Annotated in this window: 26 protein-coding genes; 16 read left to right on the forward strand and 10 right to left on the reverse strand. The window is 38.9% G+C overall.

Annotated features, from left to right (window positions below; translation table 11 throughout):
* Positions 1-19: 19 nt before the first annotated feature.
* Entirely contained in the window at positions 20-616 is a 597-nt protein-coding gene (gene slmA, locus ABXG98_RS05310) for a nucleoid occlusion factor SlmA (protein WP_353537657.1), read from the reverse strand.
* 80 nt (positions 617-696) lie between these two features.
* On the reverse strand, positions 697-1,914 hold the full coding sequence (coaBC, locus tag ABXG98_RS05315) for a bifunctional phosphopantothenoylcysteine decarboxylase/phosphopantothenate--cysteine ligase CoaBC (RefSeq protein ID WP_353537658.1): 1,218 nt from the start codon (positions 1,912-1,914) through the stop codon (positions 697-699).
* A gap of 110 nt (positions 1,915-2,024) precedes the next feature.
* On the opposite strand from coaBC, the gene radC reads away from it, so the two are divergent.
* From radC to mutM, 8 genes are all read left to right on the forward strand, one after another.
* Entirely contained in the window at positions 2,025-2,750 is a 726-nt protein-coding gene (gene radC / locus ABXG98_RS05320) for a RadC family protein (RefSeq protein ID WP_353537659.1), read from the forward strand.
* A 76-nt stretch (positions 2,751-2,826) separates the two neighbouring features.
* Complete coding sequence (locus ABXG98_RS05325) at positions 2,827-3,135, forward strand: PilZ domain-containing protein (RefSeq protein WP_353537660.1); 309 nt, start codon at positions 2,827-2,829, stop codon at positions 3,133-3,135.
* 104 nt (positions 3,136-3,239) lie between these two features.
* A complete protein-coding gene (locus tag ABXG98_RS05330) occupies positions 3,240-3,908 on the forward strand; it encodes an AAA family ATPase (RefSeq protein ID WP_353537661.1) in 669 nt (222 codons plus the stop codon).
* Positions 3,895-4,296 (forward strand): hypothetical protein, encoded by a 402-nt coding sequence (locus ABXG98_RS05335; RefSeq protein ID WP_353537662.1) that lies wholly within the window; start codon positions 3,895-3,897, stop codon positions 4,294-4,296. The genes ABXG98_RS05330 and ABXG98_RS05335 overlap by 14 nt, the downstream gene beginning before the upstream one ends.
* Positions 4,297-4,601: 305 nt before the next feature.
* Positions 4,602-4,838, forward strand: coding sequence for a 50S ribosomal protein L28 (gene rpmB, locus ABXG98_RS05340; RefSeq protein ID WP_159822134.1), 237 nt, complete (start codon positions 4,602-4,604; stop codon positions 4,836-4,838).
* A 21-nt stretch (positions 4,839-4,859) separates the two neighbouring features.
* Complete coding sequence (gene rpmG / locus ABXG98_RS05345) at positions 4,860-5,015, forward strand: 50S ribosomal protein L33 (protein WP_044834320.1); 156 nt, start codon at positions 4,860-4,862, stop codon at positions 5,013-5,015.
* Between the two features lie 160 nt (positions 5,016-5,175).
* On the forward strand, positions 5,176-5,670 hold the full coding sequence (locus tag ABXG98_RS05350; RefSeq protein ID WP_353537663.1) for a hypothetical protein: 495 nt from the start codon (positions 5,176-5,178) through the stop codon (positions 5,668-5,670).
* 14 nt (positions 5,671-5,684) lie between these two features.
* Positions 5,685-6,500 carry a bifunctional DNA-formamidopyrimidine glycosylase/DNA-(apurinic or apyrimidinic site) lyase gene (gene mutM / locus ABXG98_RS05355; protein WP_353537664.1) on the forward strand — a complete coding sequence of 272 codons (816 nt, stop codon included), beginning with the start codon at positions 5,685-5,687 and terminating at the stop codon, positions 6,498-6,500.
* Positions 6,501-6,560: 60 nt separating this feature from the next.
* Here the strand turns inward: mutM and ABXG98_RS05360 are convergent, their stop codons facing one another.
* Complete coding sequence (locus tag ABXG98_RS05360) at positions 6,561-8,138, reverse strand: YfiR/HmsC family protein (RefSeq protein ID WP_353537665.1); 1,578 nt, start codon at positions 8,136-8,138, stop codon at positions 6,561-6,563.
* Between the two features lie 222 nt (positions 8,139-8,360).
* Between ABXG98_RS05360 and ABXG98_RS05365 the strand changes: the two genes are divergently transcribed.
* Positions 8,361-8,999 carry a DUF2959 domain-containing protein gene (locus ABXG98_RS05365; RefSeq protein ID WP_353537666.1) on the forward strand — a complete coding sequence of 213 codons (639 nt, stop codon included), beginning with the start codon at positions 8,361-8,363 and terminating at the stop codon, positions 8,997-8,999.
* 2 nt (positions 9,000-9,001) lie between these two features.
* Here the strand turns inward: ABXG98_RS05365 and coaD are convergent, their stop codons facing one another.
* Positions 9,002-9,481, reverse strand: a complete 480-nt coding sequence (gene coaD, locus ABXG98_RS05370) for a pantetheine-phosphate adenylyltransferase (protein ID WP_353537667.1) — start codon at positions 9,479-9,481, stop codon at positions 9,002-9,004.
* 217 nt (positions 9,482-9,698) lie between these two features.
* Here coaD and ABXG98_RS05375 point away from each other — a divergent pair, with 217 nt between their 5' ends.
* Complete coding sequence (locus ABXG98_RS05375) at positions 9,699-10,352, forward strand: TetR/AcrR family transcriptional regulator (RefSeq protein ID WP_353537668.1); 654 nt, start codon at positions 9,699-9,701, stop codon at positions 10,350-10,352.
* A gap of 15 nt (positions 10,353-10,367) precedes the next feature.
* Here the strand turns inward: ABXG98_RS05375 and ABXG98_RS05380 are convergent, their stop codons facing one another.
* Positions 10,368-11,123, reverse strand: coding sequence for a 3-deoxy-D-manno-octulosonic acid kinase (locus tag ABXG98_RS05380; protein ID WP_353537669.1), 756 nt, complete (start codon positions 11,121-11,123; stop codon positions 10,368-10,370).
* The gene (gene waaA, locus ABXG98_RS05385) at positions 11,120-12,412 is read right to left on the reverse strand and encodes a lipid IV(A) 3-deoxy-D-manno-octulosonic acid transferase (RefSeq protein WP_353537670.1); all 1,293 of its coding nucleotides are present in this window, start codon (positions 12,410-12,412) and stop codon (positions 11,120-11,122) included. Before waaA ends, ABXG98_RS05380 begins: the two co-directional genes overlap by 4 nt.
* A gap of 246 nt (positions 12,413-12,658) precedes the next feature.
* On the opposite strand from waaA, the gene ABXG98_RS05390 reads away from it, so the two are divergent.
* From ABXG98_RS05390 to glpG, 4 genes are read left to right on the forward strand one after another with little or no spacing between them, the layout of a single operon-like run.
* Complete coding sequence (locus ABXG98_RS05390) at positions 12,659-13,864, forward strand: glycine C-acetyltransferase (RefSeq protein WP_353537671.1); 1,206 nt, start codon at positions 12,659-12,661, stop codon at positions 13,862-13,864.
* Positions 13,865-13,880: 16 nt separating this feature from the next.
* On the forward strand, positions 13,881-14,906 hold the full coding sequence (gene tdh, locus ABXG98_RS05395) for an L-threonine 3-dehydrogenase (RefSeq protein WP_353537672.1): 1,026 nt from the start codon (positions 13,881-13,883) through the stop codon (positions 14,904-14,906).
* Between the two features lie 3 nt (positions 14,907-14,909).
* Positions 14,910-15,239, forward strand: coding sequence for a thiosulfate sulfurtransferase GlpE (gene glpE / locus ABXG98_RS05400; protein ID WP_502901538.1), 330 nt, complete (start codon positions 14,910-14,912; stop codon positions 15,237-15,239).
* Positions 15,240-15,261: 22 nt separating this feature from the next.
* Positions 15,262-16,155 (forward strand): rhomboid family intramembrane serine protease GlpG, encoded by an 894-nt coding sequence (glpG, locus tag ABXG98_RS05405; protein WP_353537673.1) that lies wholly within the window; start codon positions 15,262-15,264, stop codon positions 16,153-16,155.
* Here glpG and ABXG98_RS05410 read toward each other — a convergent pair.
* Complete coding sequence (locus ABXG98_RS05410; RefSeq protein WP_353537674.1) at positions 16,152-16,667, reverse strand: type II secretion system protein; 516 nt, start codon at positions 16,665-16,667, stop codon at positions 16,152-16,154. The genes glpG and ABXG98_RS05410 overlap by 4 nt on opposite strands.
* A gap of 131 nt (positions 16,668-16,798) precedes the next feature.
* The gene (locus ABXG98_RS05415; protein ID WP_353537675.1) at positions 16,799-17,176 is read right to left on the reverse strand and encodes a flagellar basal body-associated FliL family protein; all 378 of its coding nucleotides are present in this window, start codon (positions 17,174-17,176) and stop codon (positions 16,799-16,801) included.
* A gap of 180 nt (positions 17,177-17,356) precedes the next feature.
* Between ABXG98_RS05415 and ABXG98_RS05420 the strand changes: the two genes are divergently transcribed.
* Positions 17,357-17,944, forward strand: a complete 588-nt coding sequence (locus ABXG98_RS05420; RefSeq protein WP_353537676.1) for a chorismate--pyruvate lyase family protein — start codon at positions 17,357-17,359, stop codon at positions 17,942-17,944.
* The gene (gene ubiA, locus ABXG98_RS05425) at positions 17,937-18,812 is read left to right on the forward strand and encodes a 4-hydroxybenzoate octaprenyltransferase (protein ID WP_353537677.1); all 876 of its coding nucleotides are present in this window, start codon (positions 17,937-17,939) and stop codon (positions 18,810-18,812) included. The genes ABXG98_RS05420 and ubiA overlap by 8 nt, the downstream gene beginning before the upstream one ends.
* A 29-nt stretch (positions 18,813-18,841) precedes the next feature.
* Here ubiA and ABXG98_RS05430 read toward each other — a convergent pair whose 3' ends face one another.
* Positions 18,842-19,498, reverse strand: coding sequence for a response regulator (locus tag ABXG98_RS05430; RefSeq protein WP_353537678.1), 657 nt, complete (start codon positions 19,496-19,498; stop codon positions 18,842-18,844).
* Positions 19,499-19,509: 11 nt separating this feature from the next.
* Positions 19,510-21,015, reverse strand: a complete 1,506-nt coding sequence (locus tag ABXG98_RS05435; protein WP_353537679.1) for a cache domain-containing protein — start codon at positions 21,013-21,015, stop codon at positions 19,510-19,512.
* Positions 21,016-21,205: the final 190 nt, after the last annotated feature.

Genomic DNA, 21,205 nt, shown 5'->3' on the forward strand with positions numbered 1-21,205 from the left:
TATTCCTTTTTTATTAAGTTTATTTGCTTGCCATTAAAAATTGCCATTGGTCATTAAAGTCACTGCTGGGCTTTTTATCAAAGCCAGAACGAACATATTGACTTATTTTACCTTCAGCAAAAGACACTAAAATGTTAGCAAGCGCTTGTTCGTTAATAGTAAATGCCTTGCCTTCACGCAGTTTTCGCTCGCGCAAGATTTGTTTAAATTGTGATTCAAGTTTTTCAAAAAATTGGTGCACTCTGACACGTAACCGCTCGTTTTCACCCATTAAAGCATCCCCAGATAGTATGCGACACATACCGGGGTTACGTTCAGCAAACACTAGTAACACATGTAATACGTGGTGGCAGCGCACCAAGGTTTCTTTATGATCCGTTAAAATAAGATTAATACGTGAAAAGATTGATTCTTCGATAAAGTCAATTAAGCCTTCAAACATACGTGCTTTTGAAGGAAAATGACGATATAACGCTGCTTCTGACACTCCCACTTCTCCAGCCAATTTTGCCGTAGTGATGCGTTCACCTGGGCTAGATTGCAACATTAGTGCTAAGCATTCTAGTATTTGTTGTTTACGGCTAATCTTTTGTGAGCTTTTTGAGGTAGCGGACATGGTAACGTGTTCTCTTATCTATATTGGGTTTGTTGTTATATGTTGTGTCAATTTAGCAATGCTGTTTGCCATGGATCACTTTACAGTTCGGTCGAGTTTAGTTTGGCTAAATAATGTTGATTAATTAAAGACACTAACTGCTGGGCAACAATGGTTTTATTGGCTAAAGGGATTTCAATGTGATCAACTGCGCTAAATAAGGTTAAAGCATTATCGTCGCTGTTGAAGCCTTGTCCCGATTTTGCCACATCATTAGCGGCAATTAAATCAAGGTTTTTACGCACGAGCTTGCCGCGAGCGTAGTGTTCTACATTTTGGGTTTCGGCGGCAAAACCAACGATAAAGGGTTTGTCAGTTAACTGAGCAACATCAGCAACAATATCGTGGTTTTTAACTAATTCAAGCTGCATAGCATCATTAGTCTTTTTTATTTTCTGTGCAGCCACATTAGCAACACGGTAGTCTGCTACTGCGGCACAAGCAACAAAGGTGCTACAGGTTGGTGCCAATGATAACGCGTGTTGATGCATTTCATCAGCACTGTTGACCCTTATTAATTCGCATCCAAAGGGCGCGTTAAGGGTCACTGGACCAGATATTAAGGTAACTTTAGCACCGGCACGAACCGCTGCATGAGCGATAGCATAACCCATTTTACCCGAACTATGGTTTGAAATATAACGCACAGGATCGATAGCTTCGCGTGTTGGTCCTGCGGTAACTACCCAGTGCTGGCCTTGTAAGTATTTTTCAACGAAAAAATCACCACTTAAACTCACTAAGTCGTCCACGTCTAACATTCGTCCTAAGCCAACATCACCACAGGCTTGCTCGCCACAACCAGGCCCCCAAATATGATATCCACGGTCTTTAAGTGTTGTGATATTCGCTTGAGTTGCTAAGGCGTGCCACATTTGTTGGTTCATTGCGGGCGCTATAGCAATAGGAGCACTCGTTGCTAGGCAAAGTGTGGTGAGTAAATCGTTGGCCATTCCTGCGGTGATTTTTGCTATGATGTCAGCGGTTGCTGGGGCGATTATGATTAGATCGGCCCATTTGGCTAACTCAATATGCCCCATTGCTAACTCAGCTTGAGTATCGAGCAAACTATCAGCAACTGCATTGCCTGATACCGCTTGTAACGTTAAAGGAGTAATAAAAGCTTTAGCACCTTCGGTCATCACAACACGAATATCAGCGCCTTGTTCTTTTAAACGGCGGACTAATTCAGGGGCTTTATACGCGGCTATACCGCCACTAATGCCCAGAACAATTTTTTTGCCCTGTAGAATTTCCATAACCTGCTAATCTTATACTTATCAATAGTGTGAGTAAGATAGCATTTATTCGCTTAATTTGAAAAAAGAGTTGTAAAAAAATCATCCTCCAAACAGCAAGGAAGCCGACAATGTGTAAAGTAGATTTAGCACTCGCTCATGAGAACAAGGAACAAACCCTTAAAAGCTGGCCAAGCTCAGAGCGCCCAAGGGAGAAATTATTGTCACTAGGGCCAGCAAGCCTAAGTGATGCTGAGTTATTAGCTATTTTTCTAAGAACCGGAGTAAAAGGCTGTAATGTGGTTGATTTATCGCGGCAGTTATTAGTGAACTTTGGTAGCCTAGCCAATGTATTTTGCGCCAATCAACAGGAGTTTTGTCAGCAACATGGCTTGGGTAGTGCAAAATACGTTCAGCTTCAAGCATGTTTAGAAATGTCAAAACGCTATTTATCAGAGCAACTTAGGCAAACAGGTAATGCACTAACCTCATCACAAGCAACTCGTGACTACCTTGTGAGTGAACTTCGTCAGGAAACGCGAGAAGTGTTTGCGGTACTTTTTCTTGATAATCAGCATCAAGTATTGAAGTTTGAACGATTATTTTTTGGCACACTAAATGCCGCAACTGTTTACCCTAGGGTTGTGGTTGAGCAGACATTAAAGCATCATGCTGCTGCTGTGATTTTAGTACATAACCATCCATCGGGTGTGGCTGAAGCGAGTATAGCAGATAAGCATATCACTCAAAAACTAGAGCAAGCCTTGCAACTTATTGATGTACGCGTGTTAGATCATATCATCGTTGCTGGCCATCAATGTTATTCTTTTGCAGAACATGGTCAGGTATCGGTATGAATTAGCTTGATAAAAAGCTAAATGCCAGTTACTTTTAATCTATAGCAAGTATTTCATGGTAACAAAGGATCATCTTATGACAGATAGTAGTGATAATGACATGGAACGTCGTAGTTCTTTTCGTCTCGATATGGAAAAGGAATTGGTTGATATTGTATGGACTGATGATAGTGGCCAAGAAAGAACTAAAAAAATTGCTTGTTTAGATTTTGCTCGTGGTGGGGTAAGAGTGGATTGCGATATTGAGTTACCCATACAAACCGCTGTGACGATTGTTTTTAAATCAGCTAGCGCAAACAATCAGAAGCTACAGGGTAAAGTTTTGCGCTGTATTCAACAAGATAATGGTTGGTTTGAAATAGCTTTGGTATTAGAAAAATCATAGCAAAATGATACAAATTAGCTTTTATTTAAAATAGACTATAATTAACACTTAGCTTAGTGTTTTCACGAGTTAACAACTAGGTAGTATTTTAGGAAGAAAAACATATGATGATATTAGTGGGTGGTGAAAAAGGTGGCAGTGGTAAAAGTTGTTTAGCGCAAAACTTAGCGGTGCACTTTGCTCGAAATAAAAATGCCATAGTTTTAATGGTTGACTGTGACCCGCAACGCACTACGTCTGACTGGATACAAGCCCGTAATAGTGCCCCTTCTCTGCCAGCCATTAACTGTATTCAGCTTTACGGAAAAATTCGTAATGATTTACTGAGCCTAGGCCAGCATTATGATTATGTAATTGTTGATTGTGGTGGACAAGATAACTTAGCGCTTCGTGCAGCAATGTCGGTTGCCGATCATGTTATTATTCCATTAAGGCCTAAGCGCCGTGATTTGAAAACCGTTCCTCATATGGAAGATATGCTCAGTACCTGTAAAATGGTTAATCCAAAAATGATAGCTTCTTTTGTGATTACCCAATGTCCGTCATTACCTAATCAAGCGGGTCGAATTCTAGAAGCAAAAGAAGTATGTCGTTCCTTTGGGATCAATGTACTTGATGCCGTAACGTTTAGTCGTAATATTTATGATGACAGTGAAGAGCAAGGCTCTTCGGTTATTGAAATCGATCCCGACGGCAAAGCAGCAACCGAAATGATAGCCATAGCTGAAGAGTTAATGGCAATGAAACCGGATAATGCCCATGAGTTTAATTGATTTAAAGAAAAACAAGGATAGGCCTAATGCGAAGGAAGAAAATGTAAAAGAGCATTTTACTATCGATGAGTTTATTGCTGACGCGGATAACTACGCCAAGGGCTCTCCGCAAATAGTGAGCAATGAAAATCATGGGAAAATGAATCTTAAGCAGGCTATCCATGATGCAAAAATGCTGATTGAGCGGAAAAAGTCAGCAGAAAATCAGGGAAAGCCGTTTCGACGAGCAACCTTCACTTTGAGTGAGACCACTATAGAGCAATTAAAAACGCTGTCTGAAGGAACAGATTTAGCCAAATCACATATTATTCGTATTTTAATTGATGAACTCTCAAGTAAAGAACAAAAAGAGCAAATTGAAAAGTTATTTGATTCCGATGTTGACTAAAAGTTAGTCACTAACTTGGTTGATTTTGTCCATTCATTGCTGATAGATTAAGCAAAAAACCAGTTAAACGCTTAAAAATAAAGCTGGCTCGCTCGCCTGTACTTAAAAACCATGCCATAACTTATTGTTTAATAAAGCTTAAAAGATATCTACTGTCTTTTTGTTAGCTTTTTACGCTTAGGGCTAGCATTCATAATTCAGTTTCTCTATAATATGCCACCTTTTTCAGGATCCTGAGGCGACGGTCTTGGGGAAATTCTCGGAAGAAATAAGCTCGAGCTAATATTAATTTTGGAGTGACTCAAATGTCTAAAGTTTGCCAAGTTACAGGCAAGAAACCAGTCGTAGGGAACAACCGTTCTCACGCAAGAAACGCGACTCGTCGTCGTTTTTTACCTAACCTTCAATCTCACCGTTTTTGGGTAGAGAGTGAAAATCGTTTCGTTAAATTACGTTTAACTCCGAAAGGAATGCGTATTATCGATAAAAAAGGTATTGATGCAGTATTAACTGATATCCGTGCCCGTGGCGAAAAAGTTTAATTACTTTTCTAGGAGAATATTATGCGCGATAAGATTCGTTTAGTATCTAGTGCCGGTACAGGTCATTTTTATACTACAGACAAGAATAAAAAGACTATGCCAGAGAAAATGGAAATCAAAAAATTTGATCCAAAAGCTCGTAAGCACGTGATGTATAAAGAAGCTAAAATTAAGTAATTAATTTTGCTTTATACTAATAAAAAGCCCAGTTTATACTGGGTTTTTTTATGGGCGTAATTTGGTATTACTTAGGCCGCACCTGAATTTTCGTGATGTTTTTTATATCAAAACTTCAGTATGATAGGGTTATCGATTATGCAGGTATATGATACTGATTGTGAAACTCTCTAAAACAGCTTGGAATAATGTCATTATATTTTCGGTAATGATTATTATTTTATTAATAAACGCGACCAATGATCGTTTGTTCCCCGAAAACAGCAATACCAACGATACCTTGTTATTACCTGAGCAAAGTGTGATTTTAACACTGACCATAGATTTGGCTGAGGATAAACAAGTGATATTTGAGCGTGTTGGCAGAGCATGGAAAATGACCAGCCAAGGGGTATTGCTCAACTTAAGTAATCAACAGATAGAGCAACTTATGTTTACTTGGCAACAAAGCCGTGGCTTAGTGCAAGCCGCAGAGATTGTTGTTGAGGGTGTGCAGGGTGTTAAAGTGGCCGTAAGTGTCGCTGCGATAGATAAAGAGCAGATCTATACCTTGTATTCATTAACCGACCAACTACTTATCTATAATCACCAAAGTGATATCTGGCTTGCTTTTCCTGCAGCCATTAGTCATCAACTTATTCCTTCAATAGAGTAGCACATAAGAATTATATGCCAGAATTACCAGAAGTAGAGGTGTGCAAGCAAGGTATCGCACCACATGTATTAAACCAAAATGTCACTGATGTCGTTGTTCGGAATGCAAAAATGCGCTGGCCTATTACGCCAACCATTTCAGATATGTGCGGTGAAAAAATCATCTCAGTTAATCGACGTGCAAAATACTTGCTGCTGGGCACAGTAAAAGGCGTATTGATGCTACATCTAGGCATGTCGGGTACTATCCGAGTTATTGATAAAAATACACCGATTGCCAAACATGATCATTTTGATTTAGTGTTAGAAAATGGTCTAGCATTGAGACTTAATGATCCGCGTCGTTTTGGCTGTGTTCTTTGGATCACAGAAGATATTAATGTGCATCCGTTAATTAATAAGCTGGGTCCTGAGCCCTTATCTTCTGAGTTTACAGCCGATTGTTTATATGAAAAATCCCGTAAAAAAACAGTACCAATAAAAACATTTATAATGAATAACCATGTCGTGGTTGGTGTGGGTAATATTTATGCCAATGAAGCGTTATTTCTTTCAGGTATTTCACCAATAACGCAAGCAGGGGCATTGAGTAAGAAGCACTATAACCGATTAACCGATAATATTAAGCAGGTATTGAGTGCGGCAATTGAACAAGGTGGCACTACCTTAAAAGACTTCACTCAGGCCGATGGTCGTCCTGGCTATTTTGCCCAATCATTATTTGTTTATGGCCGGGCTGGGCAAGCTTGTTTGCATTGTAAAGAAACGTTGCTAGAAGTAAGACAATCAAACCGGAGTTCTGTGTATTGTCCTAGCTGCCAACAAATATAGGGTTAATCAGTCGGTCTAGTGGCTGAAATTAACTAACTAAAGATAGCGCTAAATCACCAGCTAAAGGAGTACCACTTTATTTCTTCCGGACTGTTTTGCTTGATATAAAGCTTCATCAGCACGATGTAGCATACTTTCAATGCTTTTTTCTTCTTGTAATCGAGCGGTTATACCAATACTCACCGTTAGCTTTATCTGCTCTTGCTGGAATTTAGTGGTTAAATCAGCAGCTTTTTGACGTATACGCTCGGCAATTTGCGTTGCGGTATTGATTTCGCAGTTAGTAAATAGCATGGCAAATTCCTCCCCACCCACTCTGCCGACAATGTCATAACTTCTTAAGTTGTCTTGTAATATTTTGGCAACATTAATAATCGCTTGATCGCCAGCAGCATGTCCGAATCTATCATTAATTTTTTTGAAGTGATCAATATCAATCATTAATACGGCACCATCACTGTGAGTTCGGTGTAGTTTATTGAGCTCGCGTTGGGCGAGCGAGAGGAAGTGTCGGCGGTTGAACAGCTTTGTCATGTCATCTGTTGTTGCCAATTGATAAAGCTTAATATTAGTTTGCTTGCGTTTAATATTGATTCTCAGCACTAAAAATATCAACAATAAAATAACTAAGGCGATACCGGTACTCGCATATAAAAGCGTCTGTTGCTGACTAATTTTTTCTTCTTTGTGTTGTATGGTAGAGTTTTGCTGCTCAAGTTGAGCGACTTGTTGGCCAAGCGCTATTTTATTAGCAGCGATCGCTTGATTTAGGACGGTTAACTTCTGTTGTTGCTGGTGATGCTCAACCTCTTTTTCTGCCATCAATTGTTGTTGAGCGGTTAAGTTACTTTTATGCGTTGCTAATTCTAGCTTTATTGCTTCTTTACTGGCTTGTAGTGCTGTTAGTTGTTCTTTTACGGCTGCCAACTGACGGTGCGCTACCAGTAGCTGATTGTTTTGTTTATTTAAATTGAGTAATACTTGCTGTAAGTGTTGTTTGTTGGTGTCCAACGATTGATTTAAATGGGTGAGCAGTGCTTCTTTGGATTTAACTTTCTCAAGCAGCTGGTTGAAATCATGATCCTTGGCGGTTAATTGTTTAACTAAATCGGCTTTGGTTCCGGCGAAATCTAGTAAACTGTTAGTGATTTTAAACCCACGATTGATAATGTTGTCACGGTTTATTGTCAGCTTTATTTGGTTTCTGGAGGTTAATATCGCGACCATCAAGTGTGCTTTACTTACCTGTCCATCACTAATGATTAAGGCATTCTTGAAGCGTTCATTAATTGCAACTATTTCAAAAGATTGCGACGCGTCGACGACAATAACGTTGGCATTTTGGCTAATAGTATCAAGATATTCTGCCTGTTTAATAATGGTGTTTTTACCACGAACCTGATTATTATCCCTATGATTAAATGCCGTTAGTAACTGGATGTTTTTACTTACAATAACTAGGTTGAATTCATCTATTTTACTGTCGTTTGGCCAAAGAATATGCCTCATCACTTCAAGTATATAATGTACTTTACCATCCTCAAGGGTGATGACCCGCTCTTCTTTAGCGGCTGAGTTAATACTGAGCACTAGTAATAGTATTGCAACAATATATCGTGAATTTTTTATATTAATCATCTTAGATGCTAATACATCCCCCTACCTGGATTTATATTAATTATAGTGTACATTTCAGGTAATGGATCTTAGGCAAAATTATCACCGCTACCAATGGTTGCCTAATGACGTCTTAATTCACGCACAATCCTGCATCTTGAGGTGGCTTGGGTATAAAGGTACAATGTATCGTGCGCTGTTTAATTAATCGTTCAGATAAAACTTATACCTTGGGATAGACTTATGTTAAAAACAATACCTTTGTTAATTGTTATGGTTACTTTGATGACTGGTTGTCAATCAGCCTATTATTCGGCGATGGAAAAAGTTGGCATTCACAAACGTGACATTTTAATTGATCGCGTTGAAGAAGCGACTGAATCGCAAGAAGAGGTAAAAGAAGAGTTTAAAAGCGCCTTGGAACAGTTTTCAACTTTGATCGCTTTTGATGGTGGTGAGTTACAGGCACAATTTGAAAAGAGTGAAGATCATTATATCGCCAGTGAAAATGCAGCCAATGATTTATCTAAACGCATTGAAGCGATTGAAGGGGTTTCCGAAGCGTTATTTGATGAATGGCAAACTGAAATTGAGCAGTATACAAGCACAAGTTTGAAGCGACAAAGCCAGCAAAAACTAAGACAAACACAAAAGCGTTATCAAACGGTTATTCGTGCCATGCACAGCGCAGAAAGAAAAATGGAGCCGGTCTTAAGTGCTTTAAGAGATAATATGTTGTACCTAAAACACAACTTAAATGCCAAAGCTGTAGGGGCATTAAAAGGCGAATATAAATTGATCAAACAAGATATTGACGCCTTAGTGGTTGATATGAATGCTTCAATTGCTGACTCTCAAGCATTTATTGACTCACTAAAGTAGTACTACTTTAGTGTCTGCTCTAAGGCGGCTTTAACCGTAGGGTGAACAAACTGGCTAACATCACCTTTGTGCAGGGCAACTTCTTTTACTAAGGTTGACGAGATAAAAGAGTTACCCTCTGCTGGGGTTAGAAACACGCTTTCTAAATCAGGTGACAAACGTCGGTTCATGTTCGCGAGTTGAAATTCATATTCAAAGTCTGATACCGCGCGTAAACCACGAATCAAAACTTTTGCTTGGTGATGTTTAGCAAAATCTACTAATAAACCACTAAAACCCACCACAGTGACATTATCTAAATCACTGGTTATTTGCTTAATCATTTCAACTCTTTGCTCCAGTGCGAAGCGCGGTTTTTTGCTTGGGCTTGAGGCAACACCAATAATTACTTCATTAAATAAGCGACTTGCGCGAACAATTAAGTCTGAATGGCCATTAGTAACAGGATCGAATGTGCCTGGGTAAATTGCTCTTATAGTCATATTTTGCGTTTCATTTATTGGATAATGCCGAAGCATTGTATCGGGTTAGCGGAGTTTGTGACAAGTATAAACCGCAAAAACACGATAAATTGAGAAAATAGCGAAGATTTTTTTAAAGTATTTACTCAAAAAGACTTTAAGTTTATTGAATTTTGATAGTATTATACAAAGATCGTTAAAATTTAATTACCTAAACCATAACAAAGAAGTAACGTTTATGAAAACCCGCGATAAGATAATTCAGGCAAGCATTGCATTATTTAACGAGCAAGGAGAGCGAAATGTTACCACTAACCATATTGCAGCGCATCTCGGGATAAGTCCGGGTAATTTGTATTATCACTTTCGTAATAAAGAAGACATTATTTTGTCTATTTACGAAGAATATGCGCGTAATTTATTGCTAGATACCTTTCCTACGGTCAGTAGCGACGTAAAACCTCTTGATGCGATCATCCTCTATATGGATGCAGTATTTCAAATGCTATTAAAATTTAGGTTCTTTTATAGTAACTTACCTGTTTTACTTGATAAAAATCCGAGCTTAAGAGAAAAATACGTGGAAGTGCAACACTCAATTGCTGAGCGGGTTAGCCAATTGTTAATTTCACTAAGAAGTGCAAACATTATTCATTTTCAAGATGAAGAGTTACCTGATATTGTCAGTATTTTGCGAATTATTAACACGTTTTGGGTCAGTTTTTATCAAACTCAGAATATTGACAATGAAATTAATGATTCGGTGTTTTATCAGGGGGTATTGAAGATTTTAGTTATTTTACGTCCTTACACCACTGAACAGGCAATGCCAGAGTTATTAAAAGCGCGCGATATGTACTTACAACGATGTAAAGACGCGCAATCTCAGTAATCTGTGCGGTAAAATTTAGGGCGCATGGCTGAGATAAGTTTCAAGTAGTAATTGCCAATTTTCATGCGTCCAATGAAAATTAAGCAATTGCTTTTGTTCTTTTAAAAATGAGCGTTGAAGCCTATCTAGATTATCTTTTTGCCAACCGCTTTGGTTATTGGCTCTAATCTCACCACGATCAAAATCGATTAAAAATACATTTTCAGCTTCATCAATTAAAATATTATGGGCGTTTAAGTCATGGTGGTAAATATTATGATGATGAAAACGCTTTATAGTGGCACCAATCTTCTGCCATAAATGAGGTGATATGCTTTTTGTTGTTAGTATGGCAACCAGATCTTGGGCGTTTTCAATACGCGTACTGAGCAGATCGGCTTGATAGATTAACCCGCTGCGAACAACACGATACGCAATAGGTTTAGGCGCAGGTAATGCTAACGCTTGCATATGCGCTAATAATGAAAACTCTTGAGCCGCACGGGTGCGTGTTTGCCCAGTAAAAATATAACTGTCATTAATTAATTTACCTATTAGGCCGCCCCGATAGTAATGGCGCAATACCCAATGTTGAGTTTGCTTATTATGTTTAGGGGTATATTTTACAAACCATGTAGTACCTCGCCCTTGTGCAGAGCCAGTCACAGCTTTGTTTTTTTGCCAATATAATGCGCTGAGCATGTTCGGACTGAAATCGTCGATCTGTTTTGCATCATAGAGACAATATTCATTTTGATGTTGAAAACATTTAACCGTGTGAGTTATGCTCATGAAATCAGCTCCTGCACTTGCGCTAATGTACGCGCACTAGCGCCTTGGTTACTTAATACGACTTGATGAGCGTTGCTACCTAGCTCTGATGCCACAGCGTCATTTTCTAATAAATTTACTACCGCTTCGCAAAGCAACTGGCTAACATCACTATTGCTATCTGCGGCTAATTGCACAATGCCTTGATTGTCGAGTAACTGCTGTAAGACCTCAGTAAAATTGCTCATATCATGACCAACAATAATGGGCTTTTTAAACAATGCTGGCTCTAATGGGTTATGGCCGCCGATCTGGCTGAAACTCCCGCCCATAGTGACAATGTCAGCGAGCGCATAGGCAGCCATAAGCTCTCCTAGAGTATCTAAGAGCCAAATATCTTGCTCAGTAACCTGAGTGTTTTCGCTGCGTTTGGTTAAAGTAAACCCTTGATTAGCACACAGTTTGGCAACAGAGCTAAAACGCTCAGGGTGCCTTGGTACAAGGACCAATAGCACTGAAGGAAAGTGTTTTTTTATGGTGGTAAAGGCGTTTAATGCAAGTTCTTCATCGCCTTGGTGGGTGCTTGCTACTAACCAAAGCGTGCGATGTTTAGGTAATAACCTGGCGAGTGTGGTTTGTTTTTCAAAGGTGCTGTCACTAACGCTAATATCAAACTTAAGATTGCCTGACATTTGGCAACGTTCAGTATGTGCACCTAGCTGTAGAAAATGAGCTAAATTATCCTGACTTTGGCAGAGAATTTGATCAAAATGATTTAGGCTAGGTTTAATAAGCGCACTCACTTTTTGATAGCTTTGCATAGACTTGGTGGATAAACGGCCATTAATAAGTAGTAGCTTAATTTTTTTGTTGGCACACTGGTTAATTAAGTTTGGCCATAACTCTGTTTCCATAAAAATTATTAGCTTAGGCTGTAATCGAGCTAAAAATAGTTGCGTGCAAGGCAACACATCTAATGGGAGAAACGCGTGTTGCACCCGGTTGCCAAACTGTTTTATTACCTGTGCTGAACCTGTAGGGGTGAACGTTGTTATAGTGATAGGCAAATGCGAATACTTTGATAGCAACTGCTCAACAAAGGGAGTTAAGGCAATGACTTCACCGACGCTAGCGGCATGAATTACAATGCCCCCTTTACCGTGTTCAGGTGATGGATAAGGGAAAAAACCCAAACGTTCGCTTAAGCGCTGACGATATTGGCGGTTAGTGATTGAGCGCAATAATAACGTTAACAATAACAATGGCAGTAATAACAATAAAAGTATGCGGTAAATTAGTAGAGCAAGCATAAAATCTTCAATAATGACTTTGCTAAAGATTATACCTGAGTTTACCTATATACCTATACCAAAACTACCTCAAGATTCAAACGAGCATCTTGGGGTGGATTGGGTATATATACTAGCAATAATTAGTAAGAATAATTTTACATAAAGTGACTTTTTAACAAAATAGTATTCGGATAGTGACTGTGTTTGTTACATTAAAAGCGTACAATGCACCCTACTTCTCTATTTAATCGTTGAGGCTCTCTGATGTCAGATAACCAGTCCACTAATTTTTATAGTCATATTCAAGAACAGATATCGCAAGTTAAAGCTGAGGGCTTATATAAAGCTGAGCGTGTTATCACTACGGCACAGCAAGCCAAAATAGCTGTGAATACCGGCGAACAAGTGATTAACTTTTGTGCTAACAACTATTTAGGTTTAGCCAATCATCCGGCGCTTATTGCTGCGGCCAAAACTGGTTTAGATGAGCATGGATTTGGTATGGCTTCGGTTAGGTTTATCTGCGGAACGCAAGATATACATAAAGCACTAGAGCAAGGTATTAGTCAATTTTTAGGCATGGAAGATACTATTTTGTATTCCTCTTGTTTTGATGCCAATGCCGGCTTATTTGAAACCTTATTAGGGCCTGAAGATGCGATTATTAGCGATGCCCTTAATCATGCTTCGATTATTGATGGTGTACGATTATGTAAAGCCAAACGCTATCGCTATGCCAATAATGATATGGCAGCGTTAGAACAAAATTTGATTGATGCTGATGCCGCTGGTGCTCGTTTTAAATTGATTGCCACCGATGGGGTATTTTCAATGGATGGTGTGATCGCTAACCTCAAAGGGGTTTGTGATTTAGCCGACAAGTACAATGCTATGGTAATGGTTGATGACTCACATGCTGTCGGTTTTGTCGGTGAAAATGGCCGAGGCAGTCACGAATATTGTGAGGTAATGGGGCGTGTGGATATCATTACGGGTACGTTAGGTAAAGCCATGGGCGGTGCCTCAGGTGGTTATACTTCAGCAAAGAAAGAGGTGATTGAATGGTTACGTCAGCGCTCTCGTCCGTATTTATTTTCTAACTCACTTGCCCCCGCTATTGTGAACGCATCATTGCAAGTATTGAAGCTATTAGCTGAAGGTGGAGAATTACGCAAAACCTTAAAAGCCAATACTGAATATTTTAGACGCCAGATGGAAGCTGCCGGGTTTACTTGTGCCGGTGCTGATCATGCCATTGTTCCCGTGATGCTAGGAGACGCTAAAGTAGCCAGCGAAATGGCAAATAAATTGTTGGCACAAGGTATTTACGTGATAGGTTTTTCTTTCCCTGTGGTACCTAAAGGTCAAGCGCGTATTCGTACACAAATTTCAGCGGCTCATACCACAGAGCAATTAGATCAAGCGATTGCAGCCTTTACAAAAATTGGCAAAGAGATGGGCGTCATTTAAAGCAGAGAACAAGACAATGAAATCATTATCTAAAATCAAACCAGAACAAGGTATTTGGTTAACCGAAACAGAAAAGCCTGAAATGGGCCATAATGATCTGTTAATAAAAATTAACAAAACCGCTATCTGCGGTACCGATATCCATATTTATAACTGGGATGAATGGTCACAAAACACTATTCCTGTGCCTATGGTTGTAGGGCATGAATATGCGGGAGAGGTCGTTGGTATCGGCCAAGAAGTAAAAGGGTTTGCTTTGGGAGATCGTGTTTCAGGTGAAGGTCATATTACTTGTGGTCATTGCCGAAATTGTCGTGGCGGTCGCACCCATTTATGTCGTAACACTGTAGGTGTTGGTGTTAACCGAGCCGGTGCTTTTGCTGAATATTTAGTGATTCCTGCATACAATGCGTTTAAGTTACCCGATGAAATTTCCGATGACTTAGCGGCTATTTTTGATCCCTTTGGCAATGCCGTACATACCGCATTGTCATTTGATTTAGTGGGTGAAGATGTCTTAATCACTGGCGCAGGCCCTATTGGTATTATGGCTGCTGCTGTTGCTAAACATGTTGGTGCTCGCCACGTGGTGATTACCGATATTAATGAGTATCGACTTGATCTAGCTAAAAAAATGGGTGCTACCCGTGCGGTTGACGTTTCTAAAGAAAATTTGAAAGATGTCATGAACAGCTTAGGCATGACAGAAGGTTTTGATGTTGGCCTGGAGATGTCAGGTGTGCCGTCTGCATTTACTAGCATGTTAGATAGCATGAATAATGGTGGTAAAATTGCTATGCTAGGCATTCCAGGTAAAGATATGGCGATAGATTGGAGTCAAATAATTTTTAAAGGCTTAACTATCAAAGGTATTTATGGTCGTGAAATGTTTGAAACCTGGTATAAAATGGCGAGTTTAGTTCAATCTGGTTTGGATTTATCTCCTATTATTACCCATCATTATGGCGTTGATGATTTTCAACAAGGTTTTGATGTCATGCGGTCAGGGCAGTCAGGTAAAGTTATTTTAAATTGGGAATAAAAAGTGATTGAAACGCAAAGCTTTGCTCATATGCAAGTAGAACAGTTAGCTCAAGTCATTGATGATAAAACGCATGTAGTGGTTGATATACGTGACGAAACTTCATTTAACAATGGTCGTATTAGTGATGCACTTCATTTAACCAATGAAAATCTGGCTGATTTTTTACGAGATGCGGATCCCGATGCCCCAGTGGTTGTTTGTTGTTATCATGGGCATTCAAGTCAACAAGCTGCGCAATTTTTAGTTAGCCAAGACTTTACCCAAGTCTACTCTCTTGATGGTGGGTTTACACAATGGCAGCTACAATACCCTAATAAAATCTCTCGTTAAGAGGGGGATTGAAGGGCAGCCTATGACGGAACATCAGCACTTACAACCTTTAGTTCAGCTTGAACAGCACAATATTGCATTATTGTTTGCTAATTACTTAGTCACGTTAGGCATTGAAGCTAACGTGATTAGTAAAAATAGCAGTGAGGCACAAGTTAGCCAGAGTAAGCTTGAGTATATTGTCTGTTGTCACCCAGACAAAATGGCTCAAGCACAACGAGAGTTTGAACAGTTTATAAAACAGCCGTTTGATACAAAATATCAACAAGCAGCATGGCAGCATGGTGAAACGGTTGCAGTCACGAGTAACGAGCAACCTCTTGTTGCTAGTTTCAAAGAGAATTTTTTGGCGCACGCTGGAGCAGTTACCTTAATTGTTTTTGTCTTGTGTTGGTTGGTTTTTCTCGCCAGTAATTTAGGCTGGGCGCAGTCGCTGTTTAATCAATTACAATTTTATCCCCGCTTATCTGCTGATTTACTAATTACTGAGCCTTGGCGACTTATTGGGCCTGCTTTTTTTCATTTTTCTTGGTTACATATTGTCTTTAATACCATGTGGTGGTGGCAGCTTGGCGGCAGTATTGAAAAAGCGTTAGGAAAAGGCATGCTCATTAACTTATTGTTAATTTCAGCGGTATTTTCTAACTTAGGACAATTTTTTGTCTCTGGCGCAAACTTTGGCGGCTTGTCAGGAGTGGTTTATGCTTTGGTTGGCTTTGTTTGGTGGTTCGGGCATTTAGCGCCTGAGCAAGGCTTGTCTTTATCTAAACCTATTATTGGCTTTTTATTATTTTGGTTATTATTAGGCTTTGTTGATTTATTGCCGGTTAATGTTGCTAATACAGCACATTTACTTGGGTTAATATCAGGCAGTTTATTGGCGGTTTATAAAGTCAAATTAATTAAAGACAATTAACAGCCGGTGTTAACTATTTCATAGGCTGCGGGTACAGTAGGGCTTTGAGCTTGCGTGTATTTAAAATAACACGCATCGTTTTTCACTTGGCTATCATTGTTTAAATCATATCCAATGTAAGTATAGTCAATGCCTTCGTACTCAAATTTAAACACATCTGAAATATCAATGCGTTTAATAACGTCGGTATTATCTAAATAACGCTCTTTTAGTCTTACGTCGATGTTGTCTGGAGAAAACACCTCAAAATCGCCATCGTGGTCCATGTCGATATCTAGTAAATCAGGTCTGCCAGGCACCGCGCGAGTGGTGTAACTTGGCATATGAGATTTCATGAAAAGCAAATTATTCGCGCCTTTCACGCTAGCTTCTAGCTGAGTCAGGGTTGAAATTCTTGCATCAGACGATAAATCAATAAAGCGAGGTAGGGCAACGACAGATAAAATACCTAAAATAACAATTACAACAACCAGTTCAATTAAGGTAAACCCCTTAGTTTTCTTTGTTAACATCTTTTTTGCCTAGCTCTTCGATTTTGCTCATGTGGGTATCAATGTGAGATTGATACCGCACGCTTTGTTAGTTTGTTGGGTTAAAGTTCAATATATAGTATAGGGTATATTAAATGTCTGCTGTGCAGTGATTAGTTGTCTAACCATTGGGTAAATAATAATTTTTTGATCAAAGGCTGACCGGTTTCTTTAACCAGCAGCGCCTTAACTTTTTCTTCACATTTTAATTGTATTTCAGAACGACCTTTTATCGATTTAACTTTTTCTTCAGGCTGTTTGCCAATAATATCAATAATGGCATCGCGCAATAAGGGCGAGTGATGTTCAACGATATCAATACTTTCACTGGGCACCATTAACTCAACGGTTAAGCGCACATACCCTAAATTTTTTCTTACCGCCACATAATTAGTGACAATATCAGGCTCAAATCCATAATAAGCATAATTAGATGATTGACTGGTCAATGGGATCAATAAACACGATATCACTAATAAATATTTTAGCATAAGGGCTACTTCTTGGATTTGGGTAATAACTACAAAACTGATCGTATGACACTTATAATAACCTGAAATGAATTTTTTGCTGCAATATTTTTACTTTTTTCTGATTTAGTACCCGAGGTGAAATGAGTTCTGATAAAAACAATGTTATTATCTTTTCGGTTTTCACTTGGCCTTTAGTTTATGAATTTGCAATCTTTATTTCCCGTTACCTTGACTAGTCATTGGCACGATGCGCAAGACAGCGTTTTACCTGTAAATTTACAGTCTTGGTTGCTTGATCCTAACTCACTTACCGCTCGTTTAAAATCACATTGTCAGCATTTTAGGGTGGAGTTGCTTGGTCAACAGGTCGAGCGTTGTCAAAGTAATGAGGCTGTTGCGCTTATTAAGCCAAATGAACAAGTATTAGTGCGTGAAGTGTTACTTTTCTGTGATGATAAGCCGCAAGTTTTTGCCCGTAGTTTGTTACCCTTATCAAGTTTAACTGGAGCAGAACAGGCTTTAGCCAATTTAGGTACACAATCATTAGGGCAAGTGCTTTTTAATAGCCCATCGCTTGAGCGCCAAGCAATTGAAGTAGCAGAATTTGATCAAAATAGCAGTGTTGCTCAACTAGCAAAAGACTTAGCCTTAAAGGTTGAAAATAATCTATGGGGTCGACGCTCTATTTTTGTCTTAGAGAACAAACCATTGATGGTAGCCGAAGTATTTTTACCTGAGGCCTTTGCCTATCAACCCAACACTAATTTAGCGTGCAAAAATGGCTGAATCTTTAATGAACACTTTAAAACAAAAAGCGATAGCGATTAAGTTAATTACGCGTATGGATAAGCCCATTGGCACGTATTTACTACTGTGGCCAACGTACTGGGCGTTATGGATAGCCAGTGATGGTTGGCCAAACTTACATTTATTGCTGGTGTTTAGTCTTGGCGTTTTTGTCATGCGCAGCGCAGGTTGCGTAATTAATGATATTGCCGATATGAAAGTAGATGGCAGGGTAGAGCGCACCAACAATAGGCCGTTAATCTCGGGTATGATAAGTAAAGATGAGGCTTTAAGCCTATTTGGTGTGCTCATTGGTATCGCATTGGGGTTAGTGCTAACGTTAAGTTGGCCGACCATTTATTTATCCGTTGTTGCCTTACTATTAGCCGCTTGTTATCCCTTTATGAAGCGCTACACCCAGTTACCGCAAGTGGTACTTGGTGCGGCCTTTAGTTGGGGAATGATAATGGCATTTTCAGAAGCACAAGGTCAGATTCCCCCCATTGCATGGCTATTACTGACCGCCAATTTATTATGGACTGTGGCCTATGACACTATGTATGCAATGGTTGATCGCAATGATGATTTAAAAATAGGGGTAAAATCAACCGCTATTTTATTTGGCAAATATGACAAAAAAATCATTGGGATATTGCAATTATTAGTTTTGGGCTTGCTATTCACCATTGGTGAGATGTTGGCATTTGGCTGGCCTTATCAATTAAGTTTAGTCATTAGTGCGGGATTATTTAGCTATCAGCAAATGTTGATAAGCAATCGAGAGCGGCAACAATGTTTTCACGCTTTTTTACATAACCATTGGGTAGGAATGGTTATTTTTATTGGTATATTTGTTGAGTATTTATAATGGTAATTTGGGTATAACCCCTTAACCAATCAACTATCAATGAGGCCGTTATTAACAGCATAGCGGATAAGCTCTGCCAAACTATCTATTTGTAATTTAGTTTTTATATTTCGCCGATGTGCTTCAACAGTACGAAAGCTAATGTTGAGAACTTTTGCTACGGCTTTGTTTGATAATCCTTGCGCTATATAAGCCAATACTACTTGCTCTCTTGTAGTTAGTTTAGCTTTCTCGTCTTCTTCTTCTTGAGGGTTATCGGCTAAGGCTGCGGCAATTGATGGGCTAAAATGAATGTTACCCGAGGCAACAGCTTTAATGGCAGCGTACACTTCAGCGGATCCTGTATCTTTTAAAATATAACCACAAGCACCTGCTTGCATGGCACTATTAACAAACTCTAAGCTGTCATGCATGCTAAAAATAAGCACTTTTGTGTGGGTTAATTGTTCGGTAATCATTTCAGTGGCATCAATACCATTCATGTCAGGCATGCTGATATCCATAAGAATAACATCTGGCTGTACTTTAAGCGCTTGGGCTAGTGCATTTTTACCATCTTGTGTACTGCCAATTATTTCGATGTCCGGGTAATAAGATAAACAGGCGGTTAAACCATCTTGAACCATAGGATGATCATCAACCAGTAATACGGTGGTTATACCTTCATTTGTTGCTGATTTAGGCATATCTCGTCCTTTTAAGAGTCTAGCGGTTGGCTGTTATTAGGATCAGCGGCAGATAGACTGTTCGTGTAATTATTATTTTTATTGGTTTCACTGTTAAAGTAATAAGAAAATACATGAACAGGTATAATAGCACTAATTGTCGTACCCTTATTCGAAGTACACACTTTGAGTTGACCACAAAGGTATTCTATACGTTCTGTTAAGTTGCGCAAACCAATACCTAATGAGTCAATAGGCGGGCCAGCCTTGTTGTTACTACTGCCGCTAAAGCCAACGCCATTATCAGTAATGGTTAAGGTAAGCCATTTGTTTTTAACCGCCAAGTCAATATCGACATGTGTTGCTTTGGCATGTTTTTCAATATTAATTAACGACTCTTGTACAACGCGATACAGGCTAATATTTATGTTGTTGGGTAGCAGTTTTCTTAACTTAGGCTTGGTAAAGCTAATGTCAATGTTTGTTTGCTTAGCGAAGTCTTTGGCTAGTGTTGCAATTGCCGAGGATAAACCTAGCTCATCAAGTATTCTAGGATGTAAATTATGAGAGATACGTCTTACTTCTTGAATGGCGATGCTCAGATTTTTTTCTGCGTCAGCTAAGGAAGTAGGTTTTTCTTGCTTAGTTTGTCTTAAAAAAATGCTAGTTGCCTCGATAGAATATTGAATTGAAACTAATATTTGTACTATGCCGTCATGTAATTCGCGGGAAATATGTTGATGTTGATCTTCTTGCAGGTTAACTATCTTTTGGCCTAACTCATTAATTTTTTGATCGGCCTTCTTTTTATTATTCAAATTAATGACAAAGCCTAATAGAAAAATAATAAAGATAGAGCTGAGCGAAATAACTAAAATAATTTGTTTGGTTTTATTAATATGCTGATCTATTTTTTGCTGAAGGGAGCCTAACTGCTGATTTACATCATCAAGATAAGCACCAGTGCCTATCATCCATTGCCATTCGTCTAGGTAGGTTGAATAGCTGATTTTATCCGACGTTTGTTGACTAGAAGGTTTGCTCCACTGATATTGCAAGAAGCCTCCGCCTGATTTAGCGTTGCTAATGAGCAATTGAATGATTTTTTTGCCGCTATCATCTTCTAATGTCCACCAACTTTTGCCTATTCTATAGGGTTCTTTTGGATGAGCGATATTGACCCCTTCATCATTGTAAGCAAAAAAGTAACCATCATTACCGTTGTACAGTAATTGATTAAGTAAATTTTCTACAGCATTTTGCTTGGCTTTTTTATCGTTTTCATCAGTATTGATAGGGTTTGTGTGCTTAATCGCTGCTTGTGCAAGGGAGGTATAGTTTTGTAACTCTTGCTTTTTCTGATTTAATAAAAAGGTTTTTAATGTCTGCAAATTGTTATTTGACAGTGTGCGATATTCATTAGTGACGAAAAAAAAGATGACGATTGACGTTAATATTACTTGTATCACAGTAATATAAAGGAGGCGTAAAGGGAGAATCATGAAATAATCACCAGAAATAAGAGTATTATTTATCATTACAAATTTATGATAAAAGCACTAGCGATTAGATTATATATTGCATCTACTACTTTAGTCTTAGGTGTTCGCACGAATAGCCATGCTTGAAGATTTATACTATTGTTAAGCAGTGCAACTAAGCATATGTAGATAGATAAACACAATTTTAAAAACAATAACTAATTAAATTACAATAAGCTAAAGGAAA

Source organism: Colwellia sp. KU-HH00111, assembly GCF_040362745.1.
Taxonomy (GTDB): Bacteria; Pseudomonadota; Gammaproteobacteria; order Enterobacterales; family Alteromonadaceae; genus Colwellia.

Coding starts and splice junctions, on each gene's coding strand:
- slmA (WP_353537657.1), bottom strand. CDS start 616: ATGTCCGCTACCTCAAAAAGCTCACAAAAGATTAGCCGTAAACAACAA.
- coaBC (WP_353537658.1), bottom strand. CDS start 1,914: ATGGAAATTCTACAGGGCAAAAAAATTGTTCTGGGCATTAGTGGCGGT.
- radC (WP_353537659.1), top strand. CDS start 2,025: ATGTGTAAAGTAGATTTAGCACTCGCTCATGAGAACAAGGAACAAACC.
- ABXG98_RS05325 (WP_353537660.1), top strand. CDS start 2,827: ATGACAGATAGTAGTGATAATGACATGGAACGTCGTAGTTCTTTTCGT.
- ABXG98_RS05330 (WP_353537661.1), top strand. CDS start 3,240: ATGATGATATTAGTGGGTGGTGAAAAAGGTGGCAGTGGTAAAAGTTGT.
- ABXG98_RS05335 (WP_353537662.1), top strand. CDS start 3,895: ATGAGTTTAATTGATTTAAAGAAAAACAAGGATAGGCCTAATGCGAAG.
- rpmB (WP_159822134.1), top strand. CDS start 4,602: ATGTCTAAAGTTTGCCAAGTTACAGGCAAGAAACCAGTCGTAGGGAAC.
- rpmG (WP_044834320.1), top strand. CDS start 4,860: ATGCGCGATAAGATTCGTTTAGTATCTAGTGCCGGTACAGGTCATTTT.
- mutM (WP_353537664.1), top strand. CDS start 5,685: ATGCCAGAATTACCAGAAGTAGAGGTGTGCAAGCAAGGTATCGCACCA.
- ABXG98_RS05360 (WP_353537665.1), bottom strand. CDS start 8,138: ATGATTAATATAAAAAATTCACGATATATTGTTGCAATACTATTACTA.
- ABXG98_RS05365 (WP_353537666.1), top strand. CDS start 8,361: ATGTTAAAAACAATACCTTTGTTAATTGTTATGGTTACTTTGATGACT.
- coaD (WP_353537667.1), bottom strand. CDS start 9,481: ATGACTATAAGAGCAATTTACCCAGGCACATTCGATCCTGTTACTAAT.
- ABXG98_RS05375 (WP_353537668.1), top strand. CDS start 9,699: ATGAAAACCCGCGATAAGATAATTCAGGCAAGCATTGCATTATTTAAC.
- ABXG98_RS05380 (WP_353537669.1), bottom strand. CDS start 11,123: ATGAGCATAACTCACACGGTTAAATGTTTTCAACATCAAAATGAATAT.
- waaA (WP_353537670.1), bottom strand. CDS start 12,412: ATGCTTGCTCTACTAATTTACCGCATACTTTTATTGTTATTACTGCCA.
- ABXG98_RS05390 (WP_353537671.1), top strand. CDS start 12,659: ATGTCAGATAACCAGTCCACTAATTTTTATAGTCATATTCAAGAACAG.
- tdh (WP_353537672.1), top strand. CDS start 13,881: ATGAAATCATTATCTAAAATCAAACCAGAACAAGGTATTTGGTTAACC.
- glpG (WP_353537673.1), top strand. CDS start 15,262: ATGACGGAACATCAGCACTTACAACCTTTAGTTCAGCTTGAACAGCAC.
- ABXG98_RS05410 (WP_353537674.1), bottom strand. CDS start 16,667: ATGTTAACAAAGAAAACTAAGGGGTTTACCTTAATTGAACTGGTTGTT.
- ABXG98_RS05415 (WP_353537675.1), bottom strand. CDS start 17,176: ATGCTAAAATATTTATTAGTGATATCGTGTTTATTGATCCCATTGACC.
- ABXG98_RS05420 (WP_353537676.1), top strand. CDS start 17,357: ATGAATTTGCAATCTTTATTTCCCGTTACCTTGACTAGTCATTGGCAC.
- ubiA (WP_353537677.1), top strand. CDS start 17,937: ATGGCTGAATCTTTAATGAACACTTTAAAACAAAAAGCGATAGCGATT.
- ABXG98_RS05430 (WP_353537678.1), bottom strand. CDS start 19,498: ATGCCTAAATCAGCAACAAATGAAGGTATAACCACCGTATTACTGGTT.
- ABXG98_RS05435 (WP_353537679.1), bottom strand. CDS start 21,015: ATGATAAATAATACTCTTATTTCTGGTGATTATTTCATGATTCTCCCT.